General features: G+C 63.8%; 13 protein-coding genes. 1 reads left to right on the forward strand and 12 read right to left on the reverse strand.

Features of this window, described 5'->3' with window-relative positions; all coding sequences use genetic code 11:
- Positions 1 to 695: 695 nt before the first annotated feature.
- The 12 genes from ACU688_RS05100 to ACU688_RS05155 all read right to left on the reverse strand — a co-directional run bounded on the left by ACU688_RS05100 (position 696) and on the right by ACU688_RS05155 (position 14,477).
- Complete coding sequence (locus ACU688_RS05100; protein WP_448183884.1) at positions 696 to 2,099, reverse strand: amidase; 1,404 nt, start codon at positions 2,097 to 2,099, stop codon at positions 696 to 698.
- On the reverse strand, positions 2,096 to 3,364 hold the full coding sequence (locus tag ACU688_RS05105; protein WP_448183885.1) for a Zn-dependent hydrolase: 1,269 nt from the start codon (positions 3,362 to 3,364) through the stop codon (positions 2,096 to 2,098). Before ACU688_RS05105 ends, ACU688_RS05100 begins: the two co-directional genes overlap by 4 nt.
- A 13-nt stretch (positions 3,365 to 3,377) precedes the next feature.
- Complete coding sequence (locus ACU688_RS05110; RefSeq protein ID WP_448183886.1) at positions 3,378 to 4,073, reverse strand: ABC transporter ATP-binding protein; 696 nt, start codon at positions 4,071 to 4,073, stop codon at positions 3,378 to 3,380.
- Positions 4,073 to 4,822 carry an ABC transporter ATP-binding protein gene (locus ACU688_RS05115; RefSeq protein ID WP_010209301.1) on the reverse strand — a complete coding sequence of 250 codons (750 nt, stop codon included), beginning with the start codon at positions 4,820 to 4,822 and terminating at the stop codon, positions 4,073 to 4,075. Before ACU688_RS05115 ends, ACU688_RS05110 begins: the two co-directional genes overlap by 1 nt.
- Entirely contained in the window at positions 4,819 to 5,829 is a 1,011-nt protein-coding gene (locus ACU688_RS05120; protein WP_448183887.1) for a branched-chain amino acid ABC transporter permease, read from the reverse strand. The genes ACU688_RS05115 and ACU688_RS05120 overlap by 4 nt, the downstream gene beginning before the upstream one ends.
- 1 nt (position 5,830) lies before the next feature.
- Entirely contained in the window at positions 5,831 to 6,691 is an 861-nt protein-coding gene (locus tag ACU688_RS05125; RefSeq protein ID WP_124529663.1) for a branched-chain amino acid ABC transporter permease, read from the reverse strand.
- Between the two features lie 57 nt (positions 6,692 to 6,748).
- The gene (locus ACU688_RS05130; protein ID WP_448183888.1) at positions 6,749 to 7,951 is read right to left on the reverse strand and encodes an ABC transporter substrate-binding protein; all 1,203 of its coding nucleotides are present in this window, start codon (positions 7,949 to 7,951) and stop codon (positions 6,749 to 6,751) included.
- 253 nt (positions 7,952 to 8,204) lie between these two features.
- On the reverse strand, positions 8,205 to 8,975 hold the full coding sequence (locus ACU688_RS05135) for a FadR/GntR family transcriptional regulator (protein WP_448183889.1): 771 nt from the start codon (positions 8,973 to 8,975) through the stop codon (positions 8,205 to 8,207).
- 107 nt (positions 8,976 to 9,082) lie between these two features.
- Positions 9,083 to 9,832 (reverse strand): alpha/beta hydrolase family protein, encoded by a 750-nt coding sequence (locus tag ACU688_RS05140; RefSeq protein ID WP_448183890.1) that lies wholly within the window; start codon positions 9,830 to 9,832, stop codon positions 9,083 to 9,085.
- A 107-nt stretch (positions 9,833 to 9,939) separates the two neighbouring features.
- Positions 9,940 to 11,340, reverse strand: coding sequence for an efflux transporter outer membrane subunit (locus tag ACU688_RS05145; protein WP_448183891.1), 1,401 nt, complete (start codon positions 11,338 to 11,340; stop codon positions 9,940 to 9,942).
- Entirely contained in the window at positions 11,333 to 13,306 is a 1,974-nt protein-coding gene (locus ACU688_RS05150) for a MacB family efflux pump subunit (RefSeq protein WP_448183892.1), read from the reverse strand. The genes ACU688_RS05145 and ACU688_RS05150 overlap by 8 nt, the downstream gene beginning before the upstream one ends.
- 1 nt (position 13,307) lies before the next feature.
- Complete coding sequence (locus tag ACU688_RS05155; RefSeq protein ID WP_448183893.1) at positions 13,308 to 14,477, reverse strand: efflux RND transporter periplasmic adaptor subunit; 1,170 nt, start codon at positions 14,475 to 14,477, stop codon at positions 13,308 to 13,310.
- 226 nt (positions 14,478 to 14,703) lie between these two features.
- Here ACU688_RS05155 and ACU688_RS05160 point away from each other — a divergent pair, with 226 nt between their 5' ends.
- Entirely contained in the window at positions 14,704 to 15,219 is a 516-nt protein-coding gene (locus tag ACU688_RS05160; RefSeq protein ID WP_448184033.1) for a sigma-70 family RNA polymerase sigma factor, read from the forward strand.
- The last annotated feature ends 98 nt before the right edge of the window (positions 15,220 to 15,317 follow it).

A 15,317-nucleotide genomic window follows, 5' to 3' on the forward strand; every position in this document is an offset into this window, starting at 1 on the left:
GGCTTACTTTGGAAAAGCCCCAAAGTAAGCAAAGGGCTCTTGCCCCAACACTCGGCACCTCGCCTAGGCTCGGTGTGCCCGTAATCCGACATGAATTTGGGGGGCCGCCGCCACGCGCCATCCATGGCGCGGGGCGGCTAAACCGGCATCCCTGCCGGTTTACCCCCCAAATCCCTGCCGAATTCCGGCCAGCGTGTTTAACGGGGCGCCCAAGATCAAAATCAAAAACAAAGCGAGGCGGCCTGACAGCCGGCCTTGTCGATGAAGCTGGCGCATTCCCCTGTGGGAGCTGGCTTGCCTGCGATGGCATCAACTGGGTGTGCCTGATGTACCGAGTTGTCTGCATCGCAGGCAAGCCAGCTCCCACATTTTGAACCGAGATCGACACAAAAAATCGGTCGGCTTTCAGGCCGCCGCGCTTTTGCTTTTGATCTCACTTGCCCCGTCAAACACGCTGGCCGAACGCAGGCTTGAATCCGTGGGTAACCCGGCAGGGCGGCGGCCCACGGATTCAAGCCTTCGTTCGGGCACACCGAGCCTAGGCGAGGTGCCGAGTGTTGGGGCAAGAGCCCTTTGCTTACTTTGGGGCTTTTCCAAAGTGAGCCGCTGTAAGAGCGGAACCCTAAGTGGCCGTTACCTAAATAACGGATATGTACACCGGCCCAAAAGCCTCAGCTCCCACATTCAATCGCATTTCAACTCGGAGTTTTTGGCGCTTGCAGGTGTGTGGTAGGGAATGCGCTGGCATACACCTGGCAAACTCGCAAAACCGTGTCATCGGCAAACCGCGCACCCACCACATGCAAGCCCACCGGCAAACCATTCGCCGCCAGCCCGCACGGCACCGAGGCCGCTGGCTGTTGGGTCAGGTTGAAGGGATAGGTGAACGGCGTCCACTCCGTCCATTCCTGGAAAGCAGAGCCCGGCGGCACATCATGCCCGGCGTCGAACGCGGTAATCGGCATCATCGGCGACACCAGCACATCGTAATGCTCATGGAACGCCGCCATCCGCGCGACTAACGCAGCCCGTGCCTCAAGGGCCGCGCTGAAATCATCCAGACTCAAGCGCTCGCCACGTTGCGCGATGCGCAGCAGGCCAGGGTCCAGCAGCTGTTTTTGCGCGTCGCTCATCGACCCGGTCAAACGTGCGGCACCGGCCGCCCAGAGCGTGCTGAACACCTCCAGCGGGTCGCTGAAACCGGGGTCGATCTGCTCGACATGGGCGCCCAATTGCACCAATCCTTCCACCGCCTGGGCAACCACCTTGGCCACCTGCGGGTCCACGTCCACATACCCGAACGTGGGGCTGTAGGCCACGCGTAAACCCTTCAAGTCCGTACCCGGCGTCAACCATGGCGTGGTTCGCGGTGCGCCGCTCAGGCCATCGCGCGCATCCGGTTGGGCAATGGTTTGCAGCATCAACACGCTGTCTTCGACGGTGCGGGTCATCGGCCCCAGGTGCGACAGGATCGTCATGGAACTCGCCGGCCATTGCGGCACATAACCAAAGGTCGGCTTTATCCCGAACGTACCGGTAAACGCACAGGGGATACGGATCGAACCACCGGCGTCACTGCCCTGGTGCAACACCCCCAGGTTCAACGCCGCCGCCGCCCCGGCGCCGCCGGACGAACCGCCTGCCGTGGTGCGGGTGTCCCACGGGTTGCGCGTGATGCCGTACAGCAGGTTGTCGGTGACGCCTTTCCAGCCGAATTCCGGGGTGGTGGTCTTGCCCAGCAGCACCGCGCCGGCCTTGCGCATAAAAGCGGGGAAGGGCGCGTCCACATCCCACGGCCCGTCGGCGGATGAGGTGCGCGAGCCCTTGCGGGTGGGCATGCCGATGGTCAGCGTAAGGTCTTTGATCGAGGCCGGCACGCCGTCCAGGGCGCCGCAGGGCTGGCCTTTGAGCCAGCGCAGTTCCGAGGCTCGCGCCGCGTCCAGCGCCCCTTGTGGATCGACATGGCAGTAGGCATTCACCGCCGGGTTGTAGCGTTCGATGCGCAGCAAGGCGTCTTCGGTGACCTCCACCGGTGACAGGGTCTTGTCGCGAAAATGCGCCAGCAATTGCACCGCCGTCAGTTGCCCGATCTCACTCATGCCAGGTCCCCTTGCGCCGCATTCACCATGGCGCGCAGCAACACCGCGCAGCCTGCCGCCAGGTCATCCGGCGCGGCGTTTTCGATTTCGTTGTGGCTGATGCCGCCTTCGCACGGCACGAAGATCATCCCGGCCGGGCCCAGTTCGGCGACAAAAATCGCGTCATGCCCGGCGCCGCTGACAATGTCCATATGGCTCAAGCCCAAGGCAATGGCACCGTCGCGCACGGCGTTGACGCAGGCTGGGGCGAAGTCCAGCGGCGGGAAGTCCGCCGTGGGTGTCAGCTCGAAACTCAGGCCGTGTCGCTGGGCCGTGGCTTCGATCACGCCGCGCACTTCATCGACCATGGCTTGTAGTTTGTCGGCATGCAGGTGGCGCAGGTCGAGGGTCATGTGCACCTGGCCGGGAATCACATTGCGCGAACCCGGGTGCAGGCTCAGGCAACCCACGGTGCCGCAGGCGTGGGGTTGTTGTTGATGGGCGATACGGTTGACCGCGCTGACCACCTCGGCGGCGCCCACCAGGGCGTCTTTGCGCAAGTGCATCGGCGTCGGTCCGGCGTGGGCTTCGACGCCGGTGAAGGTCAGATCGAACCACTTCTGGCCCAGGCAGCCCATGACCACGCCGATGGTGGTGGCGCGGTCTTCCAGCACCGGGCCCTGTTCGATATGCGCTTCGAAATACGCACCCACCGGGTGGCCCAGCACCGCGCGGGAACCGGCATAGCCGATGCGCTGCAACTCGGCGCCCACCGACAGGCCCTGGTCATCGACTTTATCGAGGGTCTCCTGCAAGTCGAACTTCCCGGCAAACACCCCGGAACCCATCATGCACGGCGGAAAGCGCGAGCCTTCTTCGTTGGTCCACACCACCACTTCGATGGGCGCCTCGGTTTCAATCTGCAAATCGTTCAGGGTGCGGATCACTTCCAACCCGGCCATCACGCCATAGCAGCCATCGAACTTGCCGCCGGTGGGTTGGGTGTCGATATGGCTGCCGGTCATCACCGGCGGCAGGGCCGGATTGCGCCCGGCGCGGCGCGCGAAGATATTGCCGATGGCGTCCACACTGACGCTGCACCCGGCCGCTTCGCACCACTGCACGAACAGGTCGCGGGCCTGGCGGTCGAGGTCGGTGAGGGCCAGGCGGCACACGCCGCCTTTGACGGTGGCGCCGAGTTGGGCCAGGTCCATCAGCGATTGCCACAGGCGGTCGCGGTTGATCAGCGGGGCATTGCTCTGGAGCGGTTGCGCAAAACTATTCATCTGCAGTCTCCGGTCAGGCACTCAGGGCCAAATAGCGGTTCTTGATCGTCGGGTCGGCGCGGAAGGCGGCGGCGCTGCCTTCGTAGACCACGCGGCCTTGTTCGAGCACGTAATGGCGGTCGGCGAGCTTGTCGCAGACCATCAGGTTCTGTTCCACCAGCAGCACCGGCAGGCCGTCGTCCTTGATCTTGCGCAGGATCTTCACCAGCTCATCGACGATCACCGGCGCCAGGCCTTCGGTGGGTTCATCGAGGATCAGCAGCTTGGGATCGTTGAGCAGGGCGCGGGCGATGGCGAGCATCTGTTGTTCGCCACCGGACAACGCATGCCCGGCGTTTTTGCGCCGCTCCTTGAGGCGCGGGAACATGCCGTAGACGTCTTCCAACTGCCAGCGACTGGTCTTGCGCGCGGCGATGCGCAGGTTTTCCTCAACCGTGAGCAAACGGAAAATCCCCCGGTTTTCCGGGACCAGCGCCAAGCCCTGGCGGGCAATTTCAAAGATCTTCTGCCCCACCAGCGCCTGGCCGTTGAAGTGGATCTGGCCCTGGCGCGGGCAGATGATCCCGAGGATGCTGCGCAGCGTGGTGGTCTTGCCCGCGCCGTTACGGCCCAGCAGCGTCACCAGTTCACCGGGGTTGACGGTCAGCGACACGCCTTCGAGCACGTGGCTCTTGTCGTAGTAGGAATGGATATTCTCGACGATCAGCATCAGGCAGCCTCCCCAAGATATGCGGTGCGTACACGTTCATCGGCGCGCACGAATTCCGGCGTGCCTTCCACCAGGATCTGCCCGTGGCTCATCACCGTGATGCGTTGGCTGATGGACATGACGATGCTCATGTTGTGTTCGATCAGCAGCACCGTGTGGTCGCGGCCGAGGTCGCTGATCAGTTGGGTCATGATCGGGATGTCATCGATGCCCATGCCCGAGGTGGGCTCGTCGAGCATCAACAGTTTTGGCTTGGAGCAGATCGACATGCCCACCTCCAGTACCCGTTGCTGGCCGTGGGACAACTCGCCGGCCAGGGTGTCGGCGCGGGCCGTGAGTTGCAGGCGTTCCAGGACTTGGTCGGCCATCTCCAGGTGTTCGCGTTTGCTGTCGACACGGCGCCAGAAGTTCAGCGCCCGCGCACCGTCGCGGCCTTGGGCGGCCAGGCGCAGGTTTTCGCGCACGCTGAGGTTCTGGAACAGGCTGGTGAGCTGGAACGAGCGCGCCATGCCCAGGCCGACGCGGCCGTGGGCCGGTTTGCGCATCAGGTTCTTGCCGTCGAAGTGGATCGCCCCGGCGGTGGCCTGGCGTTCGCCGGTGAGGCAATGGAATAGGCTGGTCTTGCCCGCACCGTTGGGGCCGATGATGGTGTGGATGGTGCCGGCTTCGACCTTGAGGTTGACGCCGTTCACCGCATGGAAGGCGCCGTAGGCCAGTTCCAGGTCCTTGGTTTCCAGCAGGATGCTCATAGCACTTCCTCCTTGGTCACGACAGCCGGCTTGCGAGCGCCGCGCAGTTTTTCAAACAGCGACGCCAGGCCGCCCCACAAACCACCGCGCATAAAGATCACCACCAGGATCAGGATCACCCCCAGCAGCATCAGCCAACGTGGCCACAGGTCCGAGAGGAAATCCCCCAGCAGCACGATGGACCCTGCGCCCAGCAACGAACCGAACAACGAGCCGGTGCCACCGACGATGGTCATGATCAGGATGTTCTCGGACATCGCCAGGTCGATATTCGACAGCGGCACAAAGTGCAGCAGCATGGCGTACAGCGCCCCGGCAATCCCGGTGACGGCGCCGGACAGCACAAACACGAGGATCTTGAAGTGGCGCGTGTCGTAGCCGATGGCCGAGGCGCGGGTTTCGTTTTCACGGATCGCCATCAGCGTGCTGCCGAACGGCGAAGCGATCACCCGGCGCGCGCCGATAAAGATCAGCAGGAACAGCACCGCGACGAAGCCGTAGAACGCCCGGGCGTCAGCCAGGGATAGCAGCACCGTGTCGCCGAGGCGGATTTCCGGGCGCGGCACGCTGAGCAGGCCGTTGTCGCCGCCGGTCCAGTCGCTGAGGGTGTAGGCGACAAAGTAGGCCATCTGGCTGAACGCCAGGGTCAGCATCACGAAGTAGATACCGGTGCGGCGGATCGCCAGGGCGCCCACCAGCAGCGCGAGGAAACCACCGGCGATGGCAGCGCCAAGCAGCGCCGTGAACAGACCCATTTGCAGGTGCAACATCAGCAGCGCCGCGCAATAGGCTCCGGCACCAAAGAAGATGCCTTGGCCGAACGACAACAGCCCGGTGTAGCCCAGCAGCAGGTTGCAGGCCAGCGCCGCCATGGCAAAGATCAGGATCTCGGTGGCCAGGGTCGCCGAGGGCAAGATCAACGGCAGGCCGATCAGCACCGCCAACACCCACAGCAACATCGCGCGCGATTGGGTCTTGGCAAACGGCAGGGGATTTTTCTCGCTCATGTCAGGCTCTCCCGAACAGGCCGTAAGGGCGTACCAGAATCACCACGGCCATCGCGCCGTAGATCATCAGGCTCGCACCCTGGGGCCAGAGTGTGGTCATCAGGCTTTGCACCACGCCCACCAATAAACCGCCGACCAGCGCACCGCTGAACGAACCCATGCCGCCGATCACCACCACCACGAAGGCCACGCCGAGAATCTCCGGGCCGACAAAGGGCTGCGCGCCGCGCAACGGCGCGAACAGCACACCGGCAACGCCGGCCAGGGCCACGCCGAGGGCGAAGGTCATGGAGAACAAACGGAAGATATTGGTGCCCAGCAGCGACACGGTCTCGGTGCTTTCACTGCCGGCGCGCACCAGGGCGCCGAAGCGCGTGCGTTCCAGCAGCAGCCATAGCCCCAGGCCGATTAGCGCGGAAAAGCCGATCAGGAACAGGCGGTAATGCGGGTACACAAAGTCGCCGACCACCAACACCCCGCGCAGCAGTTCCGGCACGGCGACGCTTTTACCCACCGGGCCCCAGATCATCACGCTGGCTTCCTGGATGATCAGCGCGATGCCCAGCGTCACGAGGATCTGGAACATGTGCGGCAAGTGATAGATCCGCTGGATCAACAGGCGCTCGATCACCCACGCCAGCGCGGCCACCACCAACGGCGCGATCAGCAGCGCCAGCCAGAAGTTGCCGGTGAGGCTCACGGCGGTGTAGCAGATGTAGGCGCCCAGCAGGAAGAACGCGCCGTGGGCAAAGTTGACGAAGTTGAGCAGGCCGAAAATGATCGTCAGCCCGACGGCGATCAGGAAGTAGATCATCCCCAATCCAAGGCCGTTGAGTATCTGGAACAGGTAAAGATTAAGCATGCAGGAACCCTCGGCAGGACGCCGCTTGCGCGGCCCTGCTCGGCAATGTTCAGGGGGTCAGGCGAGCGTGCAGCCTGTGGCTTCCACGGGCGGGAAGGACTGACCGGCGCTGAGCACCTTGGCCAGGTCGTCCTTGTCGGCCATCTCGCTGGCGGCTTTGCCGATCAGCAGGTAGTAATCCTTGATCACCTGGTGGTCGCCGGCGCGGATCGATTCCTTGCCGGTCGGGCCATCGAAACTCAGGCCCTGCATGGCCTTGGCCACGGTCGGCCCGTCGAAGCTGCCGGTGGCGATGATGGTGTCGAGCATGACCTTGGTGCTGATGTAGTCGGCGGCCAGCGGGTAGGTGGGGTTGATGCCGTATTTGGCCTGGGTCAGCTTGACCAGCTCGCGGTTGAGCGGGGTGTCGACCTGGTGCCAATACTGCGCGCCGAGGTACACGCCTTCGAGGATGTCGCTGCCCAGCTCCTGGAACTGATCGAGGCCGGCGGACCACACCAGCAGCACCTTCATGCGCTCCTTGATGCCGAAGTTCACCGCCTGGCGCAGGGTGTTGGACGATTGGCTGCCAAAGTTGAGCAGCACCAGTACATCGGGCTTGGCGGCGATGGCGTTGGTCAGGTAGCCGGAGAATTCCTGTTCCTGCAACGAGTGATAGCTGTTGCCGATGTGCTCCAGGCCGCTGTCCTTGAGCACGTTTTTCGCGCCTTCCAGCAGCGCTTCGCCGAACACGTATTGCGGGGTGATGGTGTACCAGCGCTTGGCGTCCGGCAGCAGCTTGATCAGCGGCAACATGGTCTCGCGGATCGCGCCGTAGGTAGGCACCGACCAGCGGAACGTCGCATGGTTGCAGTCCTTGCCGGTGACTTCATCGGCGCCGACCGGGGTCATGAACACGCCGCCGACCTTATCCACTTCCTTGGCCACCGCCAGTGCCGACGACGACAGCGTGCAACCCTGGAAGAACCGCGCGCCGTCCTGCTGGATGGCTTCCTGCACCTTGCGCACCGCCTTGCCGGCGTTGCCTTCGGTGTCGATGACCTTGTAGTTCAGTGGCCGGCCGAGTATCTCGGCGTGCTGCTGCACCGCCAGGCGCGAACCCATGTCGGCAAATTTGCCATAGCTGGCAAAGGCGCCAGACATGGACTTGAGGCCGTAAAAGGTAAAGGGCTCGGCGGCGAATGCGTGGCGCACGCTCAGCGGGAGGCTGAGGGCGGCGGCGGCGGTGAGACTGGCTTTCAATAACGTACGACGCTGCATGGGGTGACTCCCTGGTTTAGTTATTGGCAGGAGCGGCAAGGGCGATACGGTGGAGCTTGGGCCTGTGGGCAGGCTTGTTATTGGATAACTCGGTTTATCAGGTCAACTCGGTCTTCTGTGGGAGCTGGCTTGCCTGCGATGCAGACACCTCGGTTTGTCAGCGAGACCGCAGTGATGCCATCGCAGGCAAGCCAGCTCCCACACAAGCCAGCTCCCACATTGATCGGGTTTGCACATTGGAGTTGTGGGGTTTTCAGGGGCGGTGATCGAACTCCAGTAGAAAGTGCGGGCTGACTTCACCTTCCAGCGCCGTCATATGGTGTTCGGCATCGCACATATGTTCATGCATCAAACTGCGCACCGCGCTTTCATCGCCGGCGCGAAAGGCAATCAGCAGTTGCTTGTGATAGTCGAGGTTGGCCGCGTCGAACTGCTTGCGCTTGGGCTTGTAGGCTTTTTTCAGCACCACCAGATCCCGCAGCAGGTCGTTGAGAAACTGCGCCATAAAGCTCAGCAACGGGTTGGGGCAGGCCTTGGCCAGCAGGTTGTGGAACTCCAGTTCCGCCAGGCGCTGCTCGCGTTGGCCGGCCTCGCTGTCTTCCGGGGCGCTGCAGAATTCCACGTTGTCCTGCAAGGCCTGGTAGTCGGCTTCGCTGAGGCGGCCGAGCACCGAGACGGCCAATTCCACTTCGATCACCTTGCGCAACTGGTAGACCTGTTCACCGTCCAGATGCTGGAAGTGCAGGTAGTTGCGCAATGCACGGCTGGCCGGCTCGGTGCCGGCCTGGTTCAGATATGCACCGCCACTCGGCCCGGTGCGCGTGCTCACCAAACCCTCGACTTCCAGGGCCTTGAGCGCTTCGCGGGCCGAGCCCTTGGAGCACTGGAAGCTTTCCATCAGCTCGCGCTCGGTGGGCAAACGGTCGCCGGGCTTCAAGGCGTCGGTGACGATGGAGCGCTTGACCGACTCGACAATCACGTCGGACAGCTTCTGGCGTTTGCGTTTCAGCGGGCGGCTTAGCATAAGTTCGATTTATCGTATTAATGCGGATTAATAGCACTTAATAACGATTGGGCTGGAGCGTCAACGCAGGGTGTCGTTTTCGGCGGGAACAGGTCGCAAACGGGTGGTTACTCCCAATCGCCCGGGTCGAGGCAGCGTGTGGACGGTGGCGGTTGTTTGCCATAGATCAGGAAGTCGCCGACCCATTGGTTGACGCAGCCGTTGGCGCGCTGGGTGGCCGGTTCCCGCAGGTGCAGTTGGTCAACCAGCGGCGCGGCTGTTTCACCGGGGGCTGTGTTGACCAACACCATGCGCGCGACACGCTCGGGAAACAGCGTGGCGTAGCGATTGCCCAGACGGGTGGCGTCGGCGCTGCCCAGGTAATGCAGGTGGGGCTCGTTGAGTTGGGCGCGGACAAACTCCATATCCCGTGCCGCGTGTTCGACGCCGTTCTCCTGGTTGAGGTCGCGGGGCGTGAGTTCGATGACGTCGTAGCGATTGAGCAAGGTGCGATAGGCCTGGGTGGAATAGGCGCCCCAACTGCCGGCCAGCAGGATGGCGAAGATACCGCTGTGATTGGCGTGGGGGCTGTTGCCGGGCTGGGCGAAGACCACGCCTTCACGGCTCAGCGGGTCGCGGGCGCCGACGCGGGTCAGGTACAGGCGCAGGCTGCCTTGGCGGGGCGACGCGTAGTTGCGCGGTACGGTGACGATGGCGCACTGGGTGCGTTCCAGTACGTCGGGTTCCAGGCGTTTAAGCGGGGGGAGTTGGCAGTCCAGTTGCCAGTCGATGGCGGTGGGTGCGATCAGCGGCATGCCATGGGCGAGGCTTGTGACCAGCCAGAGACCGGCGCACATCAGGGTTTTTACAACAGTCATCAAGAGGTCCCGGGCAGCCGTGAGATAGCGGCTTTTTTACCAAGGCCCCGGGGTTGATGAATGTAGGTTGAGCAGACGCCTAGTGTACGAAAGCGGACTTTTGTTTATCAGATATCGGTTTTCCAACCGCCACCCAATGCCTTGTACAAAGCGATGCTGGCTTGTAGCCGAGACAGCCGCAGTTGTACGTTCAAGTCCTGGGCCGCGTACAGGGTGCGCTGGGTTTCGAGGACCGTCAGCAAGTCTTCGGCGCCCGCCTGGTAGCGGCTTTCAGCGATGCCGAAGGCGGTCTGCGCCTGTTGCAGCTCCTCGGTTTGCCATTGCCGTTGCTGGTCGAGGCGAGTGATGCTGCTGAGGGCCTTTTCCACATCGGCAAAGCCATTGATGATCGCGCCGCGATAGGTTTGCAGCAGCTCATCCTGGCGTGCGCGGGCCTTGTCACGCTCGGCGCTTAAACGGCCGTTGTTGAAGATCGGCGCCACCAGCCCGGAGGTCAGGGTGTAGAACGGGCTGCGCAGGATTTCGTTGGCCTTGTAGGCGCCGCTGCCGAGGGTGGCGCCCAAGGTCACGGTGGGCAGCATGGCGGCGCGGGCGACGGTCACGTCGGCGCTTGCCGCAGCGAGTTGCGCCTCGGCCTGGGCCAGGTCGGGGCGACGGCTGAGCAACTGGCTCGGCACACCGGGGCCGATGCTCGGCCAGCTCAGCGTGTGGAAGGTTTCGCTGCCCAGGTCGACGGCTTGCACCGGCTGGCCGAGCAGGGCGGCGAGGGTGATCTGCGACTCTTCGGCCAATTGCTGGATCAGCGGCAATTGCCGCTGCTGGCTGGCCACCAGGCTTTTCTGCTGGGCCAGTTCCAGGGCGGTGGCGGAACCGGCGTTGTAGCGCGTCTGCACCAGGTCGAGCACGTTGCGCGCATTGGCCAGGTTGAGCTCGGCAATCTGTTGGCGCTGGCGCGCGGCGAGGGTTTGCGCGTAGCGGTCGGCGACGTTGCTGAGCAGGGTCAGCTCCACCGTGGCGCGGTCGAACTCGCTGGCGCGCAGGGTGTGCACGGCGCTGTCACGGGCGGCGGCGCGGCCGCCCCAGAAGTCCAGTTCATAGCTGGCGGTGAGGTTGGCGTCGAAGCTGTTGACGGTGTTGTTGCTTTCGGTGGCATTGAGGTCCGAATTGCCGCTGCCGCGCAGCAGCCGTTCACGGCTGGCGGTGAGGTTGAAATTTACCTCGGGCAGCATCGGCGCGCCCGCGATGACCGCACTGGCCTGGGCTTGGCGCACGCGGGCCATGGCGGCGGCCACGTCGAAACTGTCGCGCCGTGCCTGGTCGATCAGGCGGTTGAGCTGCGGGCTGGCGAATTGCGTCCACCAACGGCCGTTGGTGACCTGCGCCGCATCCCGTTCGGCGTATTGCCAGGCGGCGGGCGCGGCGATACCGCTGTCGGTGGCCGGCGGTTGGCCGGCGCAGGCGCTGAGCAACAGGCACAGGCCGGGCAGGTAAAGGGAGGATTTATTCACTGGTCAACGCCTTAACCGGATCGAGCCGGGCAGCTTTACGGGCCGGCATAAAGCCGAAGATGACACCGGTGACCAGCGCACAGCCAAATGCGCCGAGCACCGCCACCAGGGAAAACTGCACCGCCACTTCGGCCAGCACCAGCACGCCACCCACCAGCAAGGCGAGGGCGATGCCGAACAGGCCGCCGACCACCGAGAGCATCACTGCCTCGGTGAGAAACTGGCGCAGGATGTCGCGCTGGCGCGCCCCGGTAGCCATGCGGATGCCGATTTCGCGGGTGCGTTCGCGCACGGTCATCAGCATGATGTTCATCACGCCAATGCCGCCCACCAGCAGCGAGATCGCGGCAATCGAGCCGAGCATCAGCGACAGCGTGTTCTGCGTGCGCGCCTCGGCCTGGATCATCGCCGCGTTGTTGGTCAACTGGTAGTCGCGCTTGCCGTTGTGCAGCTTGAGCATCAACTGGTCGATGGCCTGTTCGGCCTCGTGGACCTTGCGCGCATCGGCGGCGGCGATCGCCACGTATTCCGGGTTGTAGGTGCCGAACAGGCGCACGCTGGCGGCGGTGTAGGGGATGGCGACGCGGTCGTCGCTGTCTTTGTTGCCGGAGCTGGAGCCCTTTTCCGCGAGCACGCCGATCACCTGGAACGGCACGTTTTCGATGAGGATGTATTGGCCGATGGGCGTCGGCACATCCTTGAACAGTTTCTCGCGGATACGATGACCGATCACCGCAACGGTGGCACCGGCACGTTCATCCGCCTCGGTGAAGTAGCTGCCCTCGACCACCGGCCAGTTGAAGATGTCCGGGAAGTTGATGTCGTTGCCGCCCACATACGCGAGGTAGTCGAGGTTGCCGAAGCGAATCCCGGCGTCGCTGCCGTTGACCGGCATGATGCGCTTGACCTGGGGCAACGCCGCCAGCGCCGCCACATCGTTGAGGGTGACGATGCCCAGCGGCGTGCGTGGGTTGGGCGAGGACCCGCTGAGGTAAATGATGTTGGAGCCAAACGCGCCCATCTGCGCCATGACCTGGCGCTTGCTGCCTTCGCCCACCGCCAGCATCACCACCACCGACGCCACGCCGATGATGATCCCCAGCAAGGTCAGGGCGGTGCGGAACTTGTTGATCCACATCACCCGCCACGCGGCCTGCACCGCGTCCACCAGCTCGGCTTTCCAGGCGCCGTTGTGCTCGGCGCCGTCGGCCAGGCGCTGGCGCAGGTCGACGGCTTGCAGGGCGTCGCTGTTGGCGATAGCCGGCACATAGCTTGGATCGGTGGCCGAATCGCTGATGATCAAGCCGTCGCGGATCTCGATGATGCGGTTGGCCCGCGCCGCCACTTCGCGGTCGTGGGTGATCAGGATGACCACGTGGCCCTGGCTTGCCAGTTCGTCGAGCAGGATCATCACCTCGGCGCCGCTGTGGCTGTCGAGGGCGCCGGTGGGTTCGTCGGCGAGGATGATATGGCCGCCGTTCATCAGCGCCCGGGCAATCGACACCCGTTGCTGCTGGCCGCCGGAAAGCTGGTGCGGGCGATTGGCCGTGCGGTCGGCCAGGCCCAGGCGCGTGAGCAGGGCCTTGGCGCGGGCGTGGCGCTCAGTGGCGCTGATGCCGGCATAGATAGCCGGCATTTCGACGTTTTCCTGGGCCGAACCCGACGGGATCAGGTGGTAGCCCTGGAACACAAAGCCGAACGCTTCCCGGCGCAGCCAGGCCAGCGCGTCGCCGTCCAGGTGGGCGACGTTTTCCCCGGCGAACAAGTAGTCGCCCGCAGTGGGGCGGTCGAGGCAGCCGAGGATATTCATCAGCGTGGACTTGCCGGAGCCGGACGCGCCGACAATCGCGACAAACTCCCCGGCGTGGATCGACAGGTCGATGCCGCGCAACACATCGACCTGCGGGCTGTCGCCGCCGCCGTAGGATTTGCGGATGTTCTTGAGTTCGATCAGGGGCGTGGTCAACTCAACCCCCGTTGCCGTCAGCCGGGCCGATCAGCAGGTGATCGCCTTCGTTCAAGCCTTGCAGCACCTCGACGCGCAGGCGGTCGCTGATGCCCAGGCGCACTTCACGTTCTTCGATACGACCGTTCTTGGCGACCACGCGGGCGATCTGCGTGTCGGCGTTGTGGCTGCCTTGCAGTGCAGCAACGGGGGCGGTGAGGGCGTCCTTGACCTGGCTGGCGACAAAAAACACCTGGGCAGTCATCTCGGCCATCAGCGTGTTGTCGGTGTTGTCCACGTCCAGCAGCACGGTGTACAGCACCACGCGGCCGGTGCCGGTCTTGCCGGCGCTGCTCGGGCTGCCGCTGCCTTGGGTTTCGTTCAAGGGCTTGGGCGGGATCGGCAGGATCTGCCGCACGGTGCTGGTCCAGCGCCGGTTGCCGCCGCTGAGGGTGGTGAAATACGCGGTCATGCCCGGTTTGACGTGGCCGATATCGGCTTCCGAGACCTCGGCCCACACGGTCATCGGCGACAGCTTGGCGATGCGCAGGATCAGCGGGGTCTGCTGCTGGTTGTTGAGGGTCTGGCCGACACGGGCGTCCACCGCGACCACGGTGCCGTCCATGGGCGCATAGATGCGCGTGTAGCCCAACTCGGCCTCGTCGCTGCGCAGGCGGGCCTGGGCTTCGAGGATCTGCGCCTGGAACATCGCGACCCGCGCCTGGGTGGCGCTCAGTTCGGCCTTGGCGGTTTGCACGTCTTCTTCGCGGGTCGCGTTGCCGGCTTCCAGGCGTTGCTGGCGCTGGTGTTTCTGGCGTGCCAGTTCGTGCAGGGCTTTTTGTTCCTGCAACTGCGCCTTGAGGTTTTCGATGGCGTAGCGGCTGGCGTCGAGCTTGGCTTTTTGCGTGGACGGGTCGATCTCCACCAACAACTGGCCTTCCTTGACGCGGTCGCCGGCCTCGACGTGGATCTTCTGGATCTGCCCGGACGCCTGGGCGCCCACGTCCACATAGCGGCGCGGTTGCAGGGTGCCCAGGGCGGTGACGCTGTTTTCAATGTTGCCGCGGGTCACGGTGACGGTGGCCAGGGTGTCGCGGCCCGGCGGCAACACCTGCCAGGCGGCAACGCCGAGTACGGGAATCAGGCACGCGATCACCAGCAGCGCGCGTCGGGCAGGTCGAGAGCGTTTCATGCTTGGGTTCCAGCCGGGGAATATCGGAGCGCAGTTGCGCAGAGCTGACAGTTAAACGAGGAAATTGCACGGGGATTTAGGCGGTTACACAAACGGTTACGCCTCCATTGCGTAAAAAAATCGTCCATTGCTACAAGACTGCTTTAAAAGTAGATGAGAATTACTATAAATTGCACGCACTCAAACTGCCATCATCGTTTGGGAATCTTTCTTACAGCGCACAAGGATCGGATCCTGCCTCTCCAGGCGGTCGGGAGTCATGTTGGAAAACTACTATCGCGAGCTGGTGTGTTTCCTCAACGCCAAGCTGGGCAACCGTCAGGTGGCCGAAGATGTGGTGCATGACGCTTATGTGCGGGTGCTGGAGCGCTCCAGCGACACGCCGATCGACCAACCCCGCGCATTTCTGTACCGCACCGCGCTGAACCTGGTGATCGACGGGCACCGGCGCAACGCGGCGCGCCAGAACGAACCGCTGGAAGTGCTGGACGCCGAAGAGCGCTTCTCCAACTATTCGCCCCACGCCAGCCATGACCACAGCCAGCGCCTGGCCATGGTCGAGCGCGCCCTGGCGGAATTGCCGACGGCCTGCCGCGACTGTTTCCTGCTGCGCAAGCTCGATGGCCTGTCCCACCCGCAAATCGCGGATCGCCTGGGTATTTCCCGCAGCCTCGTGGAAAAACACATCGTCAACGCGATGAAGCACTGTCGGGTGCGGATGCGCGAGTGGGAAGGGCACTGATCGGCAATCCGTTAAATTTTATTTCACTGTCCTCGTTTCCTATCAACACACGACCTGTTGTGCAGGTCTTGAAAGGTATTCCCGCCCCACCGCCAAGG

This window comes from Pseudomonas acericola (SeqCode), assembly GCF_053456465.1.

What these genes read in the sequence shown, in the direction of transcription:
- ACU688_RS05140 (WP_448183890.1), bottom strand. Translation starts at nt 9,832, where the DNA reads ATGACTGTTGTAAAAACCCTGATGTGCGCCGGTCTCTGGCTGGTCACA.
- ACU688_RS05120 (WP_448183887.1), bottom strand. Translation starts at nt 5,829, where the DNA reads ATGAGCGAGAAAAATCCCCTGCCGTTTGCCAAGACCCAATCGCGCGCG.
- ACU688_RS05105 (WP_448183885.1), bottom strand. Translation starts at nt 3,364, where the DNA reads ATGAATAGTTTTGCGCAACCGCTCCAGAGCAATGCCCCGCTGATCAAC.
- ACU688_RS05135 (WP_448183889.1), bottom strand. Translation starts at nt 8,975, where the DNA reads ATGCTAAGCCGCCCGCTGAAACGCAAACGCCAGAAGCTGTCCGACGTG.
- ACU688_RS05125 (WP_124529663.1), bottom strand. Translation starts at nt 6,691, where the DNA reads ATGCTTAATCTTTACCTGTTCCAGATACTCAACGGCCTTGGATTGGGG.
- ACU688_RS05110 (WP_448183886.1), bottom strand. Translation starts at nt 4,073, where the DNA reads ATGCTGATCGTCGAGAATATCCATTCCTACTACGACAAGAGCCACGTG.
- ACU688_RS05115 (WP_010209301.1), bottom strand. Translation starts at nt 4,822, where the DNA reads ATGAGCATCCTGCTGGAAACCAAGGACCTGGAACTGGCCTACGGCGCC.
- ACU688_RS05100 (WP_448183884.1), bottom strand. Translation starts at nt 2,099, where the DNA reads ATGAGTGAGATCGGGCAACTGACGGCGGTGCAATTGCTGGCGCATTTT.
- ACU688_RS05130 (WP_448183888.1), bottom strand. Translation starts at nt 7,951, where the DNA reads ATGCAGCGTCGTACGTTATTGAAAGCCAGTCTCACCGCCGCCGCCGCC.
- ACU688_RS05155 (WP_448183893.1), bottom strand. Translation starts at nt 14,477, where the DNA reads ATGAAACGCTCTCGACCTGCCCGACGCGCGCTGCTGGTGATCGCGTGC.